Genomic DNA, 16,462 nt, shown 5'->3' with positions numbered 1-16,462 from the left:
TCCTGTGGACGTCCCGGACTGTGGCCGTCCCGGACTGTGGCGGGCCGGAGTGCGGCGGGTCGGCGGTGCTTGGACTGTGGACGGCTGCGACGTGTCGCCCCGAGCGAAGCGGTGCGCTCGGACCGGCAGGCTGCGGCGGGGCGCCTTCAGTGCGGCGGGGCGCCCCGTCGCGGTCGGGTGGCGCGCCGGTGCCTGGCGGAGCGGTTCGCCCGGGGGTGCCGGTGCTTGGCGGAGCGGTTCGCCTGGGGCACCGGTGCCCGGTGGAGCGGTACGCCTGGGGTGCCGGTGCCCGGTGGGGCGGTTCGGCGGGGGCGGTGGGCCGGTGCGGGGTCAGCGGTCGACGTGGAGGGTGCCGAACGTCACCTGGGGCGTGGCGCCGGCGAAGTTGCGGTCCACCTCGGCGCGTTCGGCCGCGCTCGGGTTCGCGTTCTGGCAGCTCACCGGCGCGCTGGACCCCGACATCAGGTCGCTGCACAGGCCCGTGCGCCGGTCGGGCAGGCCGAGGATGTGGCCGATCTCGTGGGTGGCGATGCGCAGGGGGTAGTAGCCCTGGTCCACGGCCTGCCGGCCCATCCAGACGGTGCCGCGCCCCAGGCTGGTGGGCAGGGTGCGGGGCCAGCCGTTGTCGGCGAGCACGGTGAAGTGGGCGGGCGTGCCGCGGACCAGCCGTACGTTCGAGACGCCGGCGTTCCAGACCTGCGCCGCCTGATCGATGGTGGCGCTGAACTCGGCGGCGCGGCTCGCGTCGTACCGGATGACCGTGACGAGGGCGGCGGCCTGCGCGGGGGCGGTGACGAGCAGGAACGCCAGGCTGAGCACGGCGGACAGGACGATGCGAAGGCGTTTGGTCACGGAGCCTCCTCCGGGGAAGTTGGGGGTGTTGTGACGGTATGCGCGCCACCGACCTCCGGAAGAGGTACCAAGTTGCTCCTATCGCCGTGATATGGCCCCGATCAGCGGATCAACTGGCGTTTTGAACGTGATGTCGACGCCGCACGGGTTGTTCACGAGTGCGGAGTTCGGGGCGGTCGAGCCGATCCTGCCGGTCGCGCGGAGGCGGCGTACCCGGTGCCGTGCCCGGGTTTCTGCGCGTCCGGCCCATTCGACTGTGAGTTTCCGTGGCATGCTCCGCTTCCATGAATCGATTCATTCACGGACAAAGCCTCTGGTCTGCTTAAAAGGGGAAACGGGAGTCAAATCGCGCGGAGCATTACGACATTCAGCTTGACAGTCGAGCGAACATGAAACGCATATGACAAGCCCTCTGGCTCCTGGCGAACTCCTCACAAAAGCCGCGCTCCGCAGTCATCGAAAACTGTCAGTGGTCGCGTCCACACTCGGAGCATGCAGAACGAGTCGCTCGACATCGGCGAACTAGCCCTCCCCAGCTGGAGCGTCCACACCGACAAGATGGCGGAGGTCGGCTTCCTGACCATCGCCAGACGTCTGCCGTCGCTCGTCGGCCAGGCCCTGCGCATCGCCTGGCAGGCGAGTCCCCGTGACACCCTGGCCACCGTCGTGCTCAATCTGCTCGGCGGCGTGTTCACCGCGTTCGGCCTGCTGGCCACCACCGGCGTGCTGACCGCGCTGTTCAGCGAAGGCCCCACCCCCGACCGCGTCATGGCCGCGCTGCCCAGCCTCGCCCTCGTCGGCGCCGCCGCCGTGCTGCGCAGCGCCGTCCAGGCGGGGGCGGGCTGGGCGGCGTCCCGGCTCACCCCGCAGATCGCCCGCCACACCGAGGAACGCCTGTACGGCCTGACCAGCCAGGTGGAGCTCGTCGCCTCCGACGACCCCGACTTCCACGACTCCTTGGAACGCGCCACATCGCGCGGCGTGGCCGTGCCCGACTCCGTGGTCAGCTCGGCCATCGACGTCGTCACCGCCGTCATCGGCATCGGCGCCGCCGCCGGCGTGCTCGGCGTGCTCCACCCCGTTCTGCTCCCGCTGCTGCTGCTCGCCGTCCTGCCCGACGCCTGGGCGGCGGTGCGCAGCGCCCGCATGCGCTACTCCACCATGTACTCCCTGATCCCGGCGTCCCGCCGTAAATGGATCATCGGCGACCTCATGGCCAGCCGTTCCTGCGCCGCCGAGGTGCGCTCGTTCTCCATGCGCGACTTCCTGCTGCGCATGTACGACATCGTCGCCCGCGCCCAGCAAGACGTCCTGCTGCGCCTCGCCCGCCGCCAGACCATGGCCAGGCTGGTCGGCGACGCCCTCGGCGGCATCGGCACCGCGCTCGTCTACGTCGCGCTCGGCGTCCTGCTGGCGATCGGCGCCATCCCGCTCGCCGTCGCCGGCACCGCCGTCCTCGCCATCCGCTCCGGCAAGACGTCGCTCGCCACCCTCATGTACGCCACCAACCGCCTCTACGAGCAGGGCCTGTACTTCACCGACTTCCTCGACTTCTGCGCCGAGGCCGAACGCCGGGTCACCCGCCCCCGCCCCCGGCCCGCCCCCGACCGCTTCTCCGCCATCACGGCCGACGATGTCACCTTCACCTACCCCGGCGCCGACCGCCCGGCCCTGCAAGGGGTGTCGATCGAGATCAAGCAGGGGGAGGTGATCGCGTTCGTCGGTGAGAACGGCTCCGGCAAGACCACCCTGGCCAAGATCCTCGCCGGTCTCTACGAGCCCGACAGCGGCACCGTCCGCTGGGACGACACCGACCTGCGCGAGGTCAGCCCCGACGAGCTGCGCCTGCGCACCGCCGTCATCGCGCAGGACCACACCCGCTGGCCGCTCGCCGCCCGCTACAACATCACGATGGGCACCGACAAGGGCGAGCCCGCCCTCCACGCCGCCGCCTCGGTCGCCGGTGCCGACCAGGTCATCGCCGAGCTGCCCCACGGCTACCGCACCCTGCTCGACCGCCGGTTCAAAGACGGTCACGAGCTGTCCGGCGGGCAATGGCAGCGCATCGCCGTGGCCAGGGGGGTTCCACCGCGACGCCCTCCTGCTCATCTGCGACGAGCCGACCGCCGCCCTCGATGCTCGCGCCGAACACGCCCTCTTCGAGCGGGTCCGCGCGCACTCCGACGGCCGTACGGTGCTGCTCATCACGCACCGGCTGGCCAGCGTGCGCTACGCCGACCGCATCTACGTGCTCGACCACGGGCGGGTCACCGAGGAGGGCGACCACGACACGCTCATGGCGCTCGGGGGCCTCTACGCCGACCTCTACACCCTCCAGGCGGCCGCCTATCGATGACCGCCGTGTTCAGGCGACGGTGACGTCGAGGAAGATGGGCCGCTTGTCGGCCAGCAGCGGGGTGCCGTCCTCGTCGGTCATCTTCCAATAGATCTTGCAGCGGCCGGGCGACTTGGCGGCGCGCACCCGTACGGTGATGTCCACCGACTCGCCCGGGCGCACCGGGCCGATCCCCACCCGCTTGGGGGCCTTGCAGGGGGTGTCGTTCATGCGGGTGAGGTAGCGGTCGTGCCAGTGCACCTCGCCGGCGTTCCTGATCCGCCAGGTCTTGTCGAACCGCTGGCCCGCCCGCACGACGCTGCCGTCGGGGTAGGTCACGTCCTGCTCGAACACCGAGTCGTCGCGCGGCGAGGCCGACGCGGCCGGCGTTTGCTCCGCCGCCGGTGTCGTGCCCGGGGTCGTCGCAGGGGTGGCCGTCGCCGTGGGCGCGGCCGTCCCGGTCGTGGCGGCCTCCGTGGGCGCGGCCCGCGACGACCCGTCATCGGTCACCGTCGGCAGCAGCCATCCCACCAGCACCGCCACCACGCCCGCCGCGGCGATGCCCGCCGCCAGGAGGGCCCTGCGCCCGCACGGCCCCGCCTCCGGGCCGGGCGTGAGGGTCTCGCGGGTGGAGGCACGGGCTGGTTTGTCGCCGGAAAGGGCCGCGCCCGCACCGGAGGACCCACCCTGCCCGTCGACTCCAGATACGGCACTGACCACCTCGACACCGGCCGCCGGGGGACTGGCCGTCTCGGGTTCGGTCGTCAGGGGGCCGTCCGTCACGGGTTTGGCCGCCTCGGGACCGGTCGTCTCGGGTTCGGCTGTCGGGGGACTGGCCGTCTCGGGTTCGGTCGTCAGGGGACCGGTCGTCTCGGGTTCGGCTGTCGGGGGACTGGCCGTCTCGGGTTCGGTCGTCAGGGGACCGGTCGTCTCGGGTTCGGTCGTCGGGGGACCGGTCGTCTCGGGTTCGGCTGTCAGGGGACCGGTCGCCTCGGCACCGGCCGTCACTGGACCGGAGGGTCCGGCTGCCGGCTGGCCGGAGGCGGTGTTCGGTTCGGTCGGGTTGGGGGTGGCGCCTACTGGCACGGCACCGGCCGCCGCAGGAGCGGAGGGTCCGCCGGGTCGGCCGGAGGCGGTGCTCGGTCCGGTCGGGTTGGGGGTGGCGTCCGGTCCGGTCGGCGTGATGGTGTTCGGCCAGGTCGGACTGAGGACGGTGTTCGGTCCGGTCGCGCTGGAGGCGTCCCTGGATTGCGGGGAGTCCGATGCGACGAGAGAGGAGCCGGACGGGTCGGGACCGGACGGTGACCGGGCCACATCCGCCGAACCGGCCGGGTTAGCCGGGGTGCGGGATGGCGTAGGGCCGGGGTGCGGTGAGTCGGTCGGTCCGGCCGGTGCGCCGGTGGTGTTCCGCGTGGCGGGCGCTTGAGATGCGGTTTCCTGAACAGCACCTCGCGCCTCCGCACGCCCGGCCGTCGCGGTGGCGGGCGCTGCCGAGGCGCTTGCCCCGGTCGCCGTCCCGGAAGGCCGCGTGTCCGGATGTTCCGCGGGGGCGCCGCCGTTCGGGGTCGGCGGCAGGGGAGCGGAGGCGGGTGACGGGGAGGCGGCGGCCTGTTCCCAGCGGGCGCGCCACTCGCGGCGGACCTCGTCGGGATCGCGGCCGAGGCGTTCGACCGCGAGCACGCGGACGAACTCCCACGTCGTCTCCCAGCTGGGCAGCGTCACTCCCCGGGCCGCCGCCAGGGACGACTTGGAGGCCGCAGCGCCGAGTTTGGTGGCCATGGCCGCGAACGACGGATCGCCCGCCTCCTGCTTGAGCTCCCAGAGATGGTGCGCGAGCAGCGCCACGGGCCCCGAGGACGGATCCGGGCGGATGGGCCTGCGCCCCCGTCGCGTGCTGCCCACCCTCTCATCCTGATGTCCAGGTGACTGAGCCATCCCACCCCTGCTTCGGTCAGTCGCACGTACGGCGATTCGCCGTACCACACCAAGACCTCAGGAGGGTAGCAAAGGCCCCTACAGGACACGAAACGTTTTAACTGCGAGTGTTACCTTTTAGCCAACAAAGTGCCCGATCGGTGACAAAGTGTAAGAAATGCCGTTCTTGACTGCCCGAAAACCGGCCTGCCTGCGAAAACCCTCCGCTGTGGAGCGGGGGCCGGCGCCGCCGTCCGGGAAGTGAAGGGTGCTGTCGTCCGGCGTGCAGGCGAGGTCCGGAGACAGCGGGGACGTCCAGGCGGCGGCACCGGCTACGGGCGTGCTACGTCAGCCGCAGTGGGAGACTTCCTTGATCGACTGGACGGTCGGGTGCGGGCCCTTGAACTTCTTCTTGTCGTAGTCGCCGCCGCGCACCCAGATGCACGCGTCGCTCGCCTGCGCGACGCGGATCTTGATGCCGCGCGAGTGCTTGCACCGGTTGTGGTAGTAGACGGTGACGCTGGCGGTGCCGTCGTCGCCGTACGAGTAGCTGAAGCACCGCGTCTTGCCCCGGATGACGGCGAGGGTGCCGAGCGGCGCCCGCGCGGTGAGGCCGGCGCCCGTGGCGGAGGCGGCGGCCGTGGTGGTGCCCCCGGCAGGTCCCGCCGTGACGGGCGTCGCGCCGGCGGCCGGCGCGTGGGCGAAGAATGCCGCCGCCGTGGACGCTACCGCCAGGGTGACCTTCGCACGCATTCTCATGATGAATTCCCCCAGTTCTTGAGGCGTGCTGATGATTTCCGCCACCCACCCTGGCGAGAACGGCGGGCAAACGCCACATATTGACCGTCCAGCAATTGTCCGGGCATTTTCCAACGGCCTTTCGGACAATCGACCGCGCAGGTCAACGTGAGGACGGCGGCTCGTTGTCCGAAGAGCCGCTCAGCCGAGCCGGCCGGGGCCACCGAGACCGCCCACGCCGCGAACGGCCCCGCCACGACCGGCGCCGTACGCCGGCGGCTTGCTGGAGAAGTCGTTCCGCGGCATGCCGCGTACGTTGGCGACAAGCAGCGCGTCCGTCGTCGAGAACGGGCTGACGTCCACGATCGCCGACGACACCACCGACAGCGTGGCGAGCGATCGGGCCGAGCGCGCCCTGCCGACAGCAGCGGTACGGCCGGCGGAGCGAGAGCACGACGGCCACGGTGACGGCGGTCAGCCCGGCGTCCGGCGTGAACGCCGGCACGGCCACGCACAGCGCGACGATGCCGGTGAGCGTGAGCGCTTGGTGCGCCGTCAGCCGCAGCCCACTGCCGCCGACGGTTGCGGGCCGTCCGGTGGCGGGGCCGCCGGTGGTTGGGGGTTGTTCGGTGGTGGGGTCGGTGGTGGTTGGGGGTTGTTCGGTGGTGGGGTCGGTGGTGGTCGAGGGCCGTTCGGTGGCGGCGCACGGCGGCGGTCCCCGGTTGTGCTCCGCCCCTCGGGATCCGTCGCCGGCCTCGGCGTCTCTACCCCGGACGGCCGCACGACGGAGGAGCGGCGCGCCGAGTTCGGCGTGCTCGTCACGGAAGCGGCCGCCGCGCCGTCCAGGCACTGAGCCAGGCCGTACGAGACGGGACGGAGAGGCGCTGGACCGCCGCTTCACCTGCGCCGACGCGTCACCCCGTCGGTGACGGGCTGCCGGAGATCGAATTGTCGGTCGTCGGAGCCGTCGGCGGCGCGGTGGCGGGCGGCGAGGCCGTCGGCGGCGCCGCGGGCGAGAGCGGCAGGTTCGCGTACTGGCCGGCCCGCGCCATGACCGGCACGAACACGCGTACGGACGTGCGGTCCTGGAAGGTGAACGTCATCGGGACCGAGGTGCCGCGCGCGCCCGAGACGGTGCCGATCGGCTGGTTACCGGTGCCGATCGCGTGGTCGGGCGGGATCGCGACGGGCCCGGCGAGCTGCACCGTGCCGCCGCCTTCGACCGTGATGTTCTCCAGCGTGGCAGGCCGGTCGGAGCTGTTGACCAGCACCACGTACAGCGCCTGCTCGGGCGCCGGCGAGGCCGGGTCGGCGCTGCCCAGCAGGAAGGCGTTGCGCAGCTGAAGGTTCTGCCCGATGTTGGCGTTGGCCCCGTCGTTCGGCGGGGTCTGGTTCGCCCAGTCCTTCTCCACCTTCGCGCAGCCCGTGACCGCCAGGCCCACGGCCACGGCGGTGATGACCAAACGACGCATCTGCGCTGCCCTCCTTCCGGCGTGGCCCTCCCGCTACCCGCCGCGAACCCGCACTCACCTCGCCCGTACGCGAACCCCTGCCGGCGCGGGGAAACCCGGAACCCCCACCGATTCCGGCTCGTGACCGAGAAAGAACGTTCATGTACCGTCGCGGGTATCGCGAGACCTCCCCCCAGGAGCGGCAAGATGGTTGAGCGGCAAGAACTCGACGCATCAGGGCAGCTGAGAAGACGGCAACTGGTCCGGGCGGTGATCGCCTCCGCCGTCGGGACCTCGATCGAGTGGTACGACTTCTTCCTCTACGGCTTCGCCGCCAGCACCCTGTTCGCGGAGCTGTTCTTCCCCACCAGCGACTCCACCACAGGACTACTCGTCGCCCTCGGCACCTACTTCGGCGGATTCGCCGCACGGCCCATCGGCGCCGCCATCTTCGGCCATTACGGCGACCGGATCGGCCGCAAGGCGGCCCTCATCACCACCCTCATCACCATGGGCCTGGCCACCGCGCTCGTCGGCCTGGTGCCCACCTACCAGCAGATCGGCATCTGGGGCGGCGTCCTGCTCACCGCGCTGCGGCTGCTGCAGGGCATCAGCGTCGGCGGCGAGTGGGGCGGCTCGGTGCTGCTGGCCACCGAATGGGGCAAGACGCGCGGCGGCAAGCGCGGTTTCCTCGGCAGCTGGCCGCAGTTCGGCGTGCCGGTCGGGCTGGTGCTCGGCTATCTGGCGCTGCAGATCTTCCAGCCGCTGCATCCGTACTGGGGCTGGCGCATCCCGTTCCTGCTCAGCCTCGTGCTGGCGGGCGTCGGCCTGTACATCAGGCTCGGCATCCTGGAGACGCCCGTGTTCGCCAAGGTCGTCAAGGAGAACAGGGTCGAGCGGGTGCCCGTCAAGGAGGCGCTGGCCAAGAACTGGCGGGAGATCGTGCTCAGCGCGCTGCTGCGCACCGGGCAGCAGGCGCCGTTCTACATCTTCACCGTCTTCATCCTCACCTACGCCACCAAGACGCTGGGCTTCGCGGCGAACGACGTCTACACGTACGTGATCGTCGCCGGGCTCGTCTCCCTGGTCACGGTGCCGTTCTGGGGCTACATCTCCGACCTGGTCGGACGCCGCCGCCTCTACATCGTCGGCGCCGCCCTCATGGTGGTGTGGTCGTTCGTCTACTGGCCGCTGCTCGACACCCGCGTGCCCGCGCTGGTCTTCCTCGCCATCGTGCTCGCCGCGCCCATCCACGACATCCAGTACGGCCCGCAGGCCACGTTCATCGCGGAGAGCTTCACCGGGCGGCTGCGCTACAGCGGCGCGTCGCTCGGCTACCAGCTCGCCTCGGTGACGTCCGGCGGGCCGGCGCCGCTGATCGCGGTCTGGCTGTACGCGACGTACCAGAGCTCCTTCGCCATCGCCGTCTACATGGCGATCTGCGCCGCGATCAGCGTCGTGGCGGCGTGGCTGCTCAAGGACCGCTCGCAGCACGACTACGCGATCGAGTACGACGAGCAGCAGGCCACGACCTAGCCCCGTCAGGCCGTGGGGCGCCGGTCGAGCAGGTCACGGATCGCCCCGGCCACCTCCTCCGGCGCCTCCTCGGCCATGAAGTGGCCGCAGGACACCGTACGGCGATCCAGGTCGTCCGCCCACGCCCGCCGGCGCCCCGCCGCGTCGAACCCGAGCGTCGCACCCCGGTCCTGCCGCAGCACCGAGACAGGCATCCGCAACCGGCGCCCTGCCCGCAGGCCGGCCTCGTCGTCCTCGGCGTCCACCGCGGCGGTGGCGCGATAGCCGGCCACGATCGACGGCACCGCCTCGCGCGACGCCTTCAGGTACGCGGCGCGCACGTCCTGCGGGATCTCGTCGCCGCCGATCGGCATGCTGCGGCCGGGGACCGGTTGGCGGAGCGGTACGAATCGCCGCTCGCCGGTGTCTTCACCGGCTGGTACGCCGCGCTCCGCCTGGCCGTCACGCCCAGAGACAGGGACGCCTACCGTGCGGCGGCGCGGCCGGACGGTTCGAGCATGCCCGGCGGCGAGGAGGGCCTGCGGCCCCTGGCCATGCTCTGTCCACATCTCGCCGGTGCAGATCCTCTCGTCCACATCTCGCCGGTGCGGATCCTCTCGTCCACATCTCGCCGGTGCGGATCCTCTCCGTCCATACCTTGCCGGTGCCGACCTGCTCTCCCCGGACATCGCCGATGCGCACCCCTTCGCCGCCGGTCTGTCAAGGCCAGTCAAGTCGCGGCCGCCCTCGCGGGCGGAGACGCCGTGTGCTCGGGGCCCGGGCCGTACGAGCCGTGGGTGCGGCCGTTCGCGCTGCTCGCCGAAGGCCGCCTCGACCTGGCGCGGGAGGCCGTGCGGGCCGTTCCCGAGTCGCCGCGCGACCTGCTGTACGAGCTGCGGACCTGCCAGCACGCCACGGCCGCGCCGGCGACCGGTGCGGCCGATCACCTGCGGGAGCTGCCCGCTGCCCGCCCACGACGAACCGGCCGGAGCGCGACGCGGCCTGGTCGCCCTCGGACCGGTGGTGTTCTGCCTCGGCCCCTACCTCGGTCACCTGGCCTCCGCCCTGGGCATGCCGGAGCGCGCCCGCGAGCACTTCCGCCAGGCGGCGGCGGTCGCGAACCGCGCTGAGCAGGGACGCGACCGGCGCCGGGCTCCCGGTAAGGGCGCTGATCTCCCGATACGGCGCTGAGCGCTCAATCGGGCGGTGACGGCGGGCCGCCCCGTGAAGGGAAACGGACGGTGACGGGAGGGCGACGCGGGCGCTGACGGATGGAGGTCATAGCTGTAACCTTCATGTCAAACCGGACAGTCAGAACGCTGGCCCCGCCACGCCTCCCCCAGAAGGCCAGGCGGCCATTCAACCCCTTCCGTATTTCCGAAAGTTTCGGGCAACTTAACCTCGACAAAACCGTTATCAGCCTCCGACCACGCACGACGCCACACGTGGTGCTATCGGTAACGCAGCAGTTAGCGGCGGTCTTGACACGATTCAATGAGCCCCTTATGTTGCCGCAATATTAAATGGAACTGCTTGAAACTTTCGGCGTCATCCCCGCGTTACACCCCCCGCTCTCGCCGCGGGCCGGCGCCGGCATAAGGGTGAAGGGATGGCATGAGGGGCCACGAACCAGGTGACACGCGCTCGGCGGCGTCCGGCGAGAGCGAGCAGTGGCGGGACGCGGGATTGACGCCCGCCCAGCGGGCGGAGGCCCTCATCTCCCTGATGACGCTGGAGGAGAAGGTCGCCCAGCTCGTCGGGGTCTGGGTCGGCGCCGACGCGTCGGGGGGCGGTGTCGCACCGCACCAGACCGACATGGGCGAGGGGCCCGACTGGCAGGACGCCATCCGGCAGGGCCTGGGCCAGCTCACCCGGCCGTTCGGCACGGCCCCCGTGGACCCGGTGGCGGGCGCCCGCTCGCTGGCGGCCTCGCAGGAGGAGATCGTGCGGGCCAGCCGGTTCGGCATCCCGGCGCAGGTGCACGAGGAGTGCCTGACGGGGTTCGCGGCCTGGCGGGCGACGGTCTACCCGGCGCCGCTGAGCTGGGGGGCCTCGTTCGATCCCGGGCTGGTCGAGGAGATGGCGGGCCGGATCGGCCGCTCGATGCGCGCGGCGGGCGTCCACCAGGGCCTCGCCCCGGTGCTCGACGTGACCAGGGACTACCGCTGGGGCCGCACCGAGGAGACGATCGGCGAGGACCCGTACCTGGTGGGCACGGTCGGCGCCGCGTACGTGCGCGGCCTCGAATCCGCCGGCCTGGTGGCCACGCTCAAGCACTTCGCCGGCTACTCCGCCTCCCGCGGCGGCCGGAACCTCGCGCCGGTGCACATGGGCCGCAGGGAGCTGGCGGATGTGATCCTGCCGCCGTTCGAGATGGCGCTGCGGCTCGGCGGTGCCCGCTCGGTGATGAACTCCTACGCCGAGATCGACGGCGTCCCGGTGGCCGCCGACGAGAGCCTGCTCACCGGCCTGCTGCGCGACGAGTGGGGCTTCGAGGGCACGGTCGTCGCCGACTACTTCTCCGTACGGTTCCTGGAGCGGCTGCACGGCGTGGCCGCCGACGGCGGGCAGGCGGCGGGCCTCGCGCTGCGCGCCGGCATCGACGTGGAGCTGCCGACGGTGGACGCCTACGGCGCCCCGCTGGTCGAGGCGGTCAAGGCGGGCGCGGTGGACGAGGCGCTGATCGACAGGGCGCTGCGCCGCGTGCTCATCCAGAAGGCGGAGCTCGGCCTGCTCGACGCGGATTGGACGCCGCTGCCCGGTCCCGCCGAGGAGGTGCGGCTGGACGACGAGGAGAGCCAGGAGCTGGCGCTGCGGCTGGCGCGCGAGGCGATCGTGCTGCTGCGCAACGACGACGGTGCGCTGCCGCTGGCGGCGGGGAGCCGGGTGGCGCTGGTGGGCCCGGTGGCCGACGACCCGATGGCGATGCTCGGCTGCTACGCCTTCCCCGCCCACGTCGGCCCGCATCCCGAGCATGGCCTCGGCGTCGAGATCCCGTCGCTGCGCGAGGCGCTCGCCGAACGGGTGCCCGGCCTGACCTACGCACCGGGCTGCGACATCAGCGGCGCCGACACCTCCGGCATCGCCGAGGCGGTCGAGCTGGCGAAGAACAGCGACGTGTGCGTGCTCGCGGTCGGCGACCGGGCCGGGCTGTTCGGCCGCGGCACCTCCGGCGAGGGCTGCGACGCCACCGACCTGCGGCTGCCCGGCGTGCAGGCGGAACTCGTCGAGGCGGTGCTGGCGACCGGCACGCCGGTGGTGCTCGTGCTGCTCGCCGGCCGCCCGTACGCGCTGGGCCCCGAGACCGACGCCGCCAAGGCCGTGCTGTTCGGCTTCTTCCCCGGGCAGCGCGGCGGCCAGGCGCTCGCCGAGGTGCTGACCGGCGCGGTGAACCCGACCGGCCGCCTGCCGGTCAGCGTGCCGCGCGACGCGGGCGGGCTGCCGTCCACCTACCTGTCGCCGCCGCTCGGCCGCCGCTCCCAGGTGTCGTCGGTGGACCCGACCCCCGCCTACCCGTTCGGCCACGGCCTGAGCTACACCGGCTACGAGTGGAGCGGCGCGCGGGTGCGCGGCGGCGTCACCGACTGGCCGGTGGACGGCGAGGTCGAGGTCGAGGTCACCGTACGCAACACCGGCGAGCGGGCCGGCGCCGAGGTCGTGCAGCTCTACCTGCACGACCCGGTGGCGCAGACGACCAGGCCCGTCGTCCGCCTGATCGGGTTCGCCCGCGTCCCGCTGGAGGCGGGGGAGAGCGCCCGGGTCGCCTTCACCGTGCCGGCCGACCTCACGTCCTTCACCGGGACCGGCGGCCGCCGCATCGTCGAGCCGGGCGAGGTCGAGCTGCGGCTCGGCCGCTCGTGCGCCGAGGCCGTGGCGACCCTGCCGCTGCGGCTGACCGGCGACGTCCGTGAAATCGGCCACCGCCGCCGGCTTCAGGCGCCGGCGCAGATCGATCGCAACCCCCCGGAGGGCCGAGCATGAGCACATCTGAGACGCTGCGCCCGGCGCAGACTCAGCATCCCCCCGCGAAACCGGCACCTGGACGCCGGCGGCGGGAGAAGAGCGGCTCGTGGCGGCGGGCGTTCCGCCGCGACTGGCAGCTCTACACGCTGGCGATCCTGCCGCTGCTGTTCTTCCTGATCTTCCGGTACGCGCCGATGATCGGCAACGTCATCGCGTTCCGCAAGTTCGAGCCGGGCGGCAGCATCTTCGGCGAGGAGTGGGTGGGCCTGCGCTACGTGAACCTGTTCCTGAACGACCCCACGTTCTGGAACGTCTTCACCAACACCCTCATCCTGGGCGCGCTGACGCTGATCTTCTGCTTCCCCCTGCCGATCGTGCTGGCGCTGCTGCTCAACGAGGTCAGGCGGCGCACGCTCAAGCGCTTCCTGCAGTCGGTGACGTACCTGCCGCACTTCCTGTCGATGGTGATCGTGGCCGGCATGGTCATGCAGATCACCTCGCTGGACGGGCCGATCAACACCTTCCTCGACTTCATCGGCAGCCAGAAGATCTCGTTCATGCAGGACCCGGACTGGTTCCGGACGATCTACGTCAGCTCCGAGGTCTGGCAGACGGTCGGCTGGGGCACGATCCTCTACCTCGCCGCGCTGACCACGATCGACGACCAGCTGTACGAGGCCGCGCGGATCGACGGCGCGGGCCGGTGGCGGCAGATCTGGCACGTGACGCTGCCCGGCATCCGGCCGACGGCGGTCACGCTGCTGATCCTCAACATCGGCACGTTCATGGCGGTGGGCTTCGAGAAGGTCTTCCTGCTCTACAACCCGCTGACCTACCCGACGGCCGACGTCATCTCGACGTACCTGTACCGGATGGGCCTTGAGGCCAGCAACTTCAGCTACGCGGCGGCGATCGGCCTGTTCGAGGCGATCATCGGCCTGGTGCTGATCCTCTCGGCCAACGTGATCTCTCGCCGCACAGTTGGGACGAGCCTGTGGTGACTACGCACGACATGACCCGGGGCTACCGCGTCTTCCAGTGGTTCAACGCGCTGATCCTGACCGTCGTCGTGATCGTGACGCTGTATCCGTTCCTGAACATCCTGGCGCGCTCGTTCAGCAGCCAGAGCGCGATCAGCGCGGGCGAGGTGAACCTCCTGCCCAAGGGGTTCAACCTGACCACGTACAAGATCGTCGCGTCGGACCCGATGTTCTGGACGAACTACCGCAACACGGTGGTGTACACGGTCGTCGCGACGTTCATCGCGATCGTGCTGACCACGAGCTACGCGTACGTGCTGTCCAAGAAGCACCTCAAGGGCCGCACCTTCCTCATCGGCGTCGCGGTGTTCACGATGTTCTTCTCCGGCGGCCTGATCCCCAACTACGTGCTCATCAGCAGCCTCGGCATGAAGAACACGATCTGGGCGATCGTGCTGCCGAACGCGATCAGCGTGTTCAACCTCCTCGTCATGAAGGCGTTCTTCGAGAACCTGCCGCGTGACCTGGAGGAGGCCGCCGCCATCGACGGCCTGAACACGTACGGGATCCTGTGGAAGATCGTGCTGCCGCTGTCGAAGGCGGTGCTCGCCACGATGATCCTGTTCTACGCGGTCTCGTTCTGGAACTCCTGGTTCCCCGCGTTCCTCTACATGAACGAGGCCGATCTGTTCCCGGTGACCGTCTACCTGCGCAACCTCATCGCCGGCGCGACCGGAGCGGACTCCTTCGGGGCCGCGGCGGCCGAGGTGACCCAGGCGGCCGCCAACATCCAGGCGGTGACGATCGTGCTCACCGTCCTGCCCATCCTCCTGGTGTACCCGTTCGTCCAGCGCTACTTCGTCTCCGGCGTCATGCTCGGCGCGGTCAAGGGCTGACGTCCACGCCTTCCAACCCAGCAGAATCACGGGAAAGGATTCCCCCCATGCGCGAGATCTCGCGGCGTCAGGCGATCATCGGTCTCGGTGCCTTCGCCTCCCTTGCCCTGACGGCCTGCAGCAGTGAGAGCGAGGCTCCGGCGAAGGGCGCGGCCACGCCGGCCAACACGGCGGGCTCGATGGCGAACTACGCCGTCGGCCAGCAGTTCAAGGCCGCCGAACCGCTGACGTTCGACATGCTCTACAACAACCATCCCTTCTACCCGTACAAGGCCGACTGGTTGTTCTGGGAGGAGCTGAAGAAGCGCACGAACGTCACCATCAAGCCGGTGACGGTGCCGCTCAGCGACTACGAGAAGAAGCGCAGCCTGATCATCGGCGCCGGCGACGCCCCGCTGATCATCCCGAAGACGTACCACCCGCAGGAGGAGGCCTTCGTGGCCTCCGGCGCCATCCTGCCGGTCAGCGACTACTTCGACCTGATGCCGAACTTCCAGGACAAGGTCGCCAAGTGGCAGCTCCAGCCCGAGCTGAACTCGATCATGCAGGCCGACGGCCGCATCTACCTGCTGCCCGGCCTGCACGAGGCGGCCTGGGCCGACTACTCCTTCGCGGTGCGCACCGACATCCTCGACAAGCTCGGCCTCGAGGTGCCGAAGACGCTCGACGACTTCTACAACATGCTCAAGAAGATGAAGGAGGAGTACCCCGACAAGTACCCGATGACGGACCGCTGGGGTGTTCCGACGCCGGGCGGCAACATCATCAAGCTGATCGCGCAGGCGCACGGCACCAAGGGCGGCTGGGAGTACCAGCACGCGACGTTCGACCAGGCGCAGGGCAAGTTCGTCTACACCGGCACCATGCCGGGCTACAAGCAGACGATCGAGTACCTGAACAAGCTGGTCCAGGAGAAGCTGCTCGACCCCGAGGGCTTCACCCAGCAGGACGACGCCGCCAAGGAGAAGTTCGTCTCGGGCAAGTCCTTCGTCATCAGCACCAACGCCCAGACGCTCATCAACGACTACCGCGGCGCGCTGACCGAGAACATCCCCGACGCGAAGATCGTCAAGATCCCGGTGCCCATCGGCCCGATCGGCGAGTACAAGTTCGCCAGCCGGCTCGAGAACGGCATCATGATCTCCAAGAAGGCCCTGGGGCACAAGAACTTCGTCGCGATGATGCAGTTCATCGACTGGCTGTGGTACTCCGACGAGGGCCAGCTCTTCGCCAAGTGGGGCGTCGAGGGCGTCACCTACACCAAGGACTCCTCGGGCAAGATCAAGCTCGCCAAGGACGTCGACTACGTCGGCCTCAACCCCAAGGGCTCCAAGCACCTGCAGAAGGACTTCGGCTTCGGCAACGGCGTGTTCGCCTACGGCGGCCCCACCTCGCTGCTGCAGTCCACGTTCTCGGATGAGGAGATCGAGTTCCAGAACGTGATGAACGCGAGGAAGCCCTGGCCGGTCGAGCCGCCCGCGCCGCTCACCGAAGAGGAGCGCGAGCAGGTCTCCCTGTGGGAGACGCCGCTGAAGGACCACGTCACCCAGAACACCCTCAAGTTCATCCTCGGCCAGCGCGACCTGTCCGAGTGGGACGCCTACGTCAAGGAGGTCGAGGGCAAGGGGGCCACGCAGTACATCAACGTGGTCAACGGCGCCTACGAGCGCTTCAAGAAGGAGCACGGCAGCTGACCTTCTCCCCACGGCCGGGCCGTCCCCTCTCCACCGGGACGGCCCGGCCTGCTGCCTGTTCACCGCGCCCTGCGTCCCCGGACGGCCCGGTATCGTCAGGGGCGGCGGCGGACCCGTCCACCCC

12 protein-coding genes are annotated in these 16,462 nt (G+C 70.6%); 7 read left to right on the top strand and 5 right to left on the bottom strand.

The features are described 5' to 3' along the window. Positions 1-330: 330 nt before the first annotated feature. The gene (locus tag ACGFIM_RS11195; RefSeq protein WP_393198178.1) at positions 331-852 is read right to left on the bottom strand and encodes a snapalysin family zinc-dependent metalloprotease; all 522 of its coding nucleotides are present in this window, start codon (positions 850-852) and stop codon (positions 331-333) included. A gap of 492 nt (positions 853-1,344) precedes the next feature. Between ACGFIM_RS11195 and ACGFIM_RS11190 the strand changes: the two genes are divergently transcribed. After that, positions 1,345-3,231: an ATP-binding cassette domain-containing protein gene (locus tag ACGFIM_RS11190; protein ID WP_393198175.1), complete on the top strand. Its 1,887-nt coding sequence runs from the start codon at positions 1,345-1,347 to the stop codon at positions 3,229-3,231. Here ACGFIM_RS11190 and ACGFIM_RS11185 read toward each other — a convergent pair. Together ACGFIM_RS11185 and ACGFIM_RS11180 are read right to left on the bottom strand one after the other, a co-directional pair. Continuing rightward, on the bottom strand, positions 3,218-3,970 hold the full coding sequence (locus tag ACGFIM_RS11185) for an NBR1-Ig-like domain-containing protein (RefSeq protein ID WP_393198172.1): 753 nt from the start codon (positions 3,968-3,970) through the stop codon (positions 3,218-3,220). The two genes, ACGFIM_RS11190 and ACGFIM_RS11185, sit on opposite strands and share 14 nt — an antisense overlap. Before the next feature lie 1,479 nt (positions 3,971-5,449). Further along, positions 5,450-5,860 carry a hypothetical protein gene (locus ACGFIM_RS11180; protein WP_393198169.1) on the bottom strand — a complete coding sequence of 137 codons (411 nt, stop codon included), beginning with the start codon at positions 5,858-5,860 and terminating at the stop codon, positions 5,450-5,452. A 259-nt stretch (positions 5,861-6,119) separates the two neighbouring features. Between ACGFIM_RS11180 and ACGFIM_RS11175 the strand changes: the two genes are divergently transcribed. Then, on the top strand, positions 6,120-6,692 hold the full coding sequence (locus tag ACGFIM_RS11175) for a hypothetical protein (RefSeq protein WP_393198166.1): 573 nt from the start codon (positions 6,120-6,122) through the stop codon (positions 6,690-6,692). Positions 6,693-6,753: 61 nt separating this feature from the next. Here the strand turns inward: ACGFIM_RS11175 and ACGFIM_RS11170 are convergent, their stop codons facing one another. Beyond that, the gene (locus ACGFIM_RS11170; protein ID WP_393198163.1) at positions 6,754-7,311 is read right to left on the bottom strand and encodes a hypothetical protein; all 558 of its coding nucleotides are present in this window, start codon (positions 7,309-7,311) and stop codon (positions 6,754-6,756) included. A 186-nt stretch (positions 7,312-7,497) separates the two neighbouring features. Between ACGFIM_RS11170 and ACGFIM_RS11165 the strand changes: the two genes are divergently transcribed. Further along, positions 7,498-8,826 carry an MFS transporter gene (locus ACGFIM_RS11165; protein ID WP_393198160.1) on the top strand — a complete coding sequence of 443 codons (1,329 nt, stop codon included), beginning with the start codon at positions 7,498-7,500 and terminating at the stop codon, positions 8,824-8,826. A gap of 5 nt (positions 8,827-8,831) precedes the next feature. Here the strand turns inward: ACGFIM_RS11165 and ACGFIM_RS11160 are convergent, their stop codons facing one another. After that, positions 8,832-9,179: an alpha/beta fold hydrolase gene (locus tag ACGFIM_RS11160; protein ID WP_393198157.1), complete on the bottom strand. Its 348-nt coding sequence runs from the start codon at positions 9,177-9,179 to the stop codon at positions 8,832-8,834. 1,240 nt (positions 9,180-10,419) lie between these two features. On the opposite strand from ACGFIM_RS11160, the gene ACGFIM_RS11155 reads away from it, so the two are divergent. The 4 genes from ACGFIM_RS11155 to ACGFIM_RS11140 are packed head-to-tail and all read left to right on the top strand — an operon-like array spanning position 10,420 to position 16,338. Beyond that, positions 10,420-12,786 carry a glycoside hydrolase family 3 N-terminal domain-containing protein gene (locus tag ACGFIM_RS11155; protein ID WP_393198154.1) on the top strand — a complete coding sequence of 789 codons (2,367 nt, stop codon included), beginning with the start codon at positions 10,420-10,422 and terminating at the stop codon, positions 12,784-12,786. After that, the gene (locus tag ACGFIM_RS11150; RefSeq protein WP_393198151.1) at positions 12,783-13,769 is read left to right on the top strand and encodes an ABC transporter permease; all 987 of its coding nucleotides are present in this window, start codon (positions 12,783-12,785) and stop codon (positions 13,767-13,769) included. The genes ACGFIM_RS11155 and ACGFIM_RS11150 overlap by 4 nt, the downstream gene beginning before the upstream one ends. Beyond that, complete coding sequence (locus tag ACGFIM_RS11145) at positions 13,766-14,644, top strand: carbohydrate ABC transporter permease (protein WP_393198148.1); 879 nt, start codon at positions 13,766-13,768, stop codon at positions 14,642-14,644. The genes ACGFIM_RS11150 and ACGFIM_RS11145 overlap by 4 nt, the downstream gene beginning before the upstream one ends. Positions 14,645-14,691: 47 nt before the next feature. Continuing rightward, entirely contained in the window at positions 14,692-16,338 is a 1,647-nt protein-coding gene (locus ACGFIM_RS11140) for an extracellular solute-binding protein (protein WP_393198145.1), read from the top strand. Positions 16,339-16,462: the final 124 nt, after the last annotated feature.

Origin of the sequence: Nonomuraea sp. NPDC049309 (assembly GCF_043196965.1) — a bacterium.
Classification (GTDB): Bacteria; Actinomycetota; Actinomycetes; order Streptosporangiales; family Streptosporangiaceae; genus Nonomuraea; species Nonomuraea fastidiosa.
The sequence above is the reverse complement of the archived record's forward strand: the minus strand, read 5'-3'. Positions and strand labels throughout refer to the sequence as shown.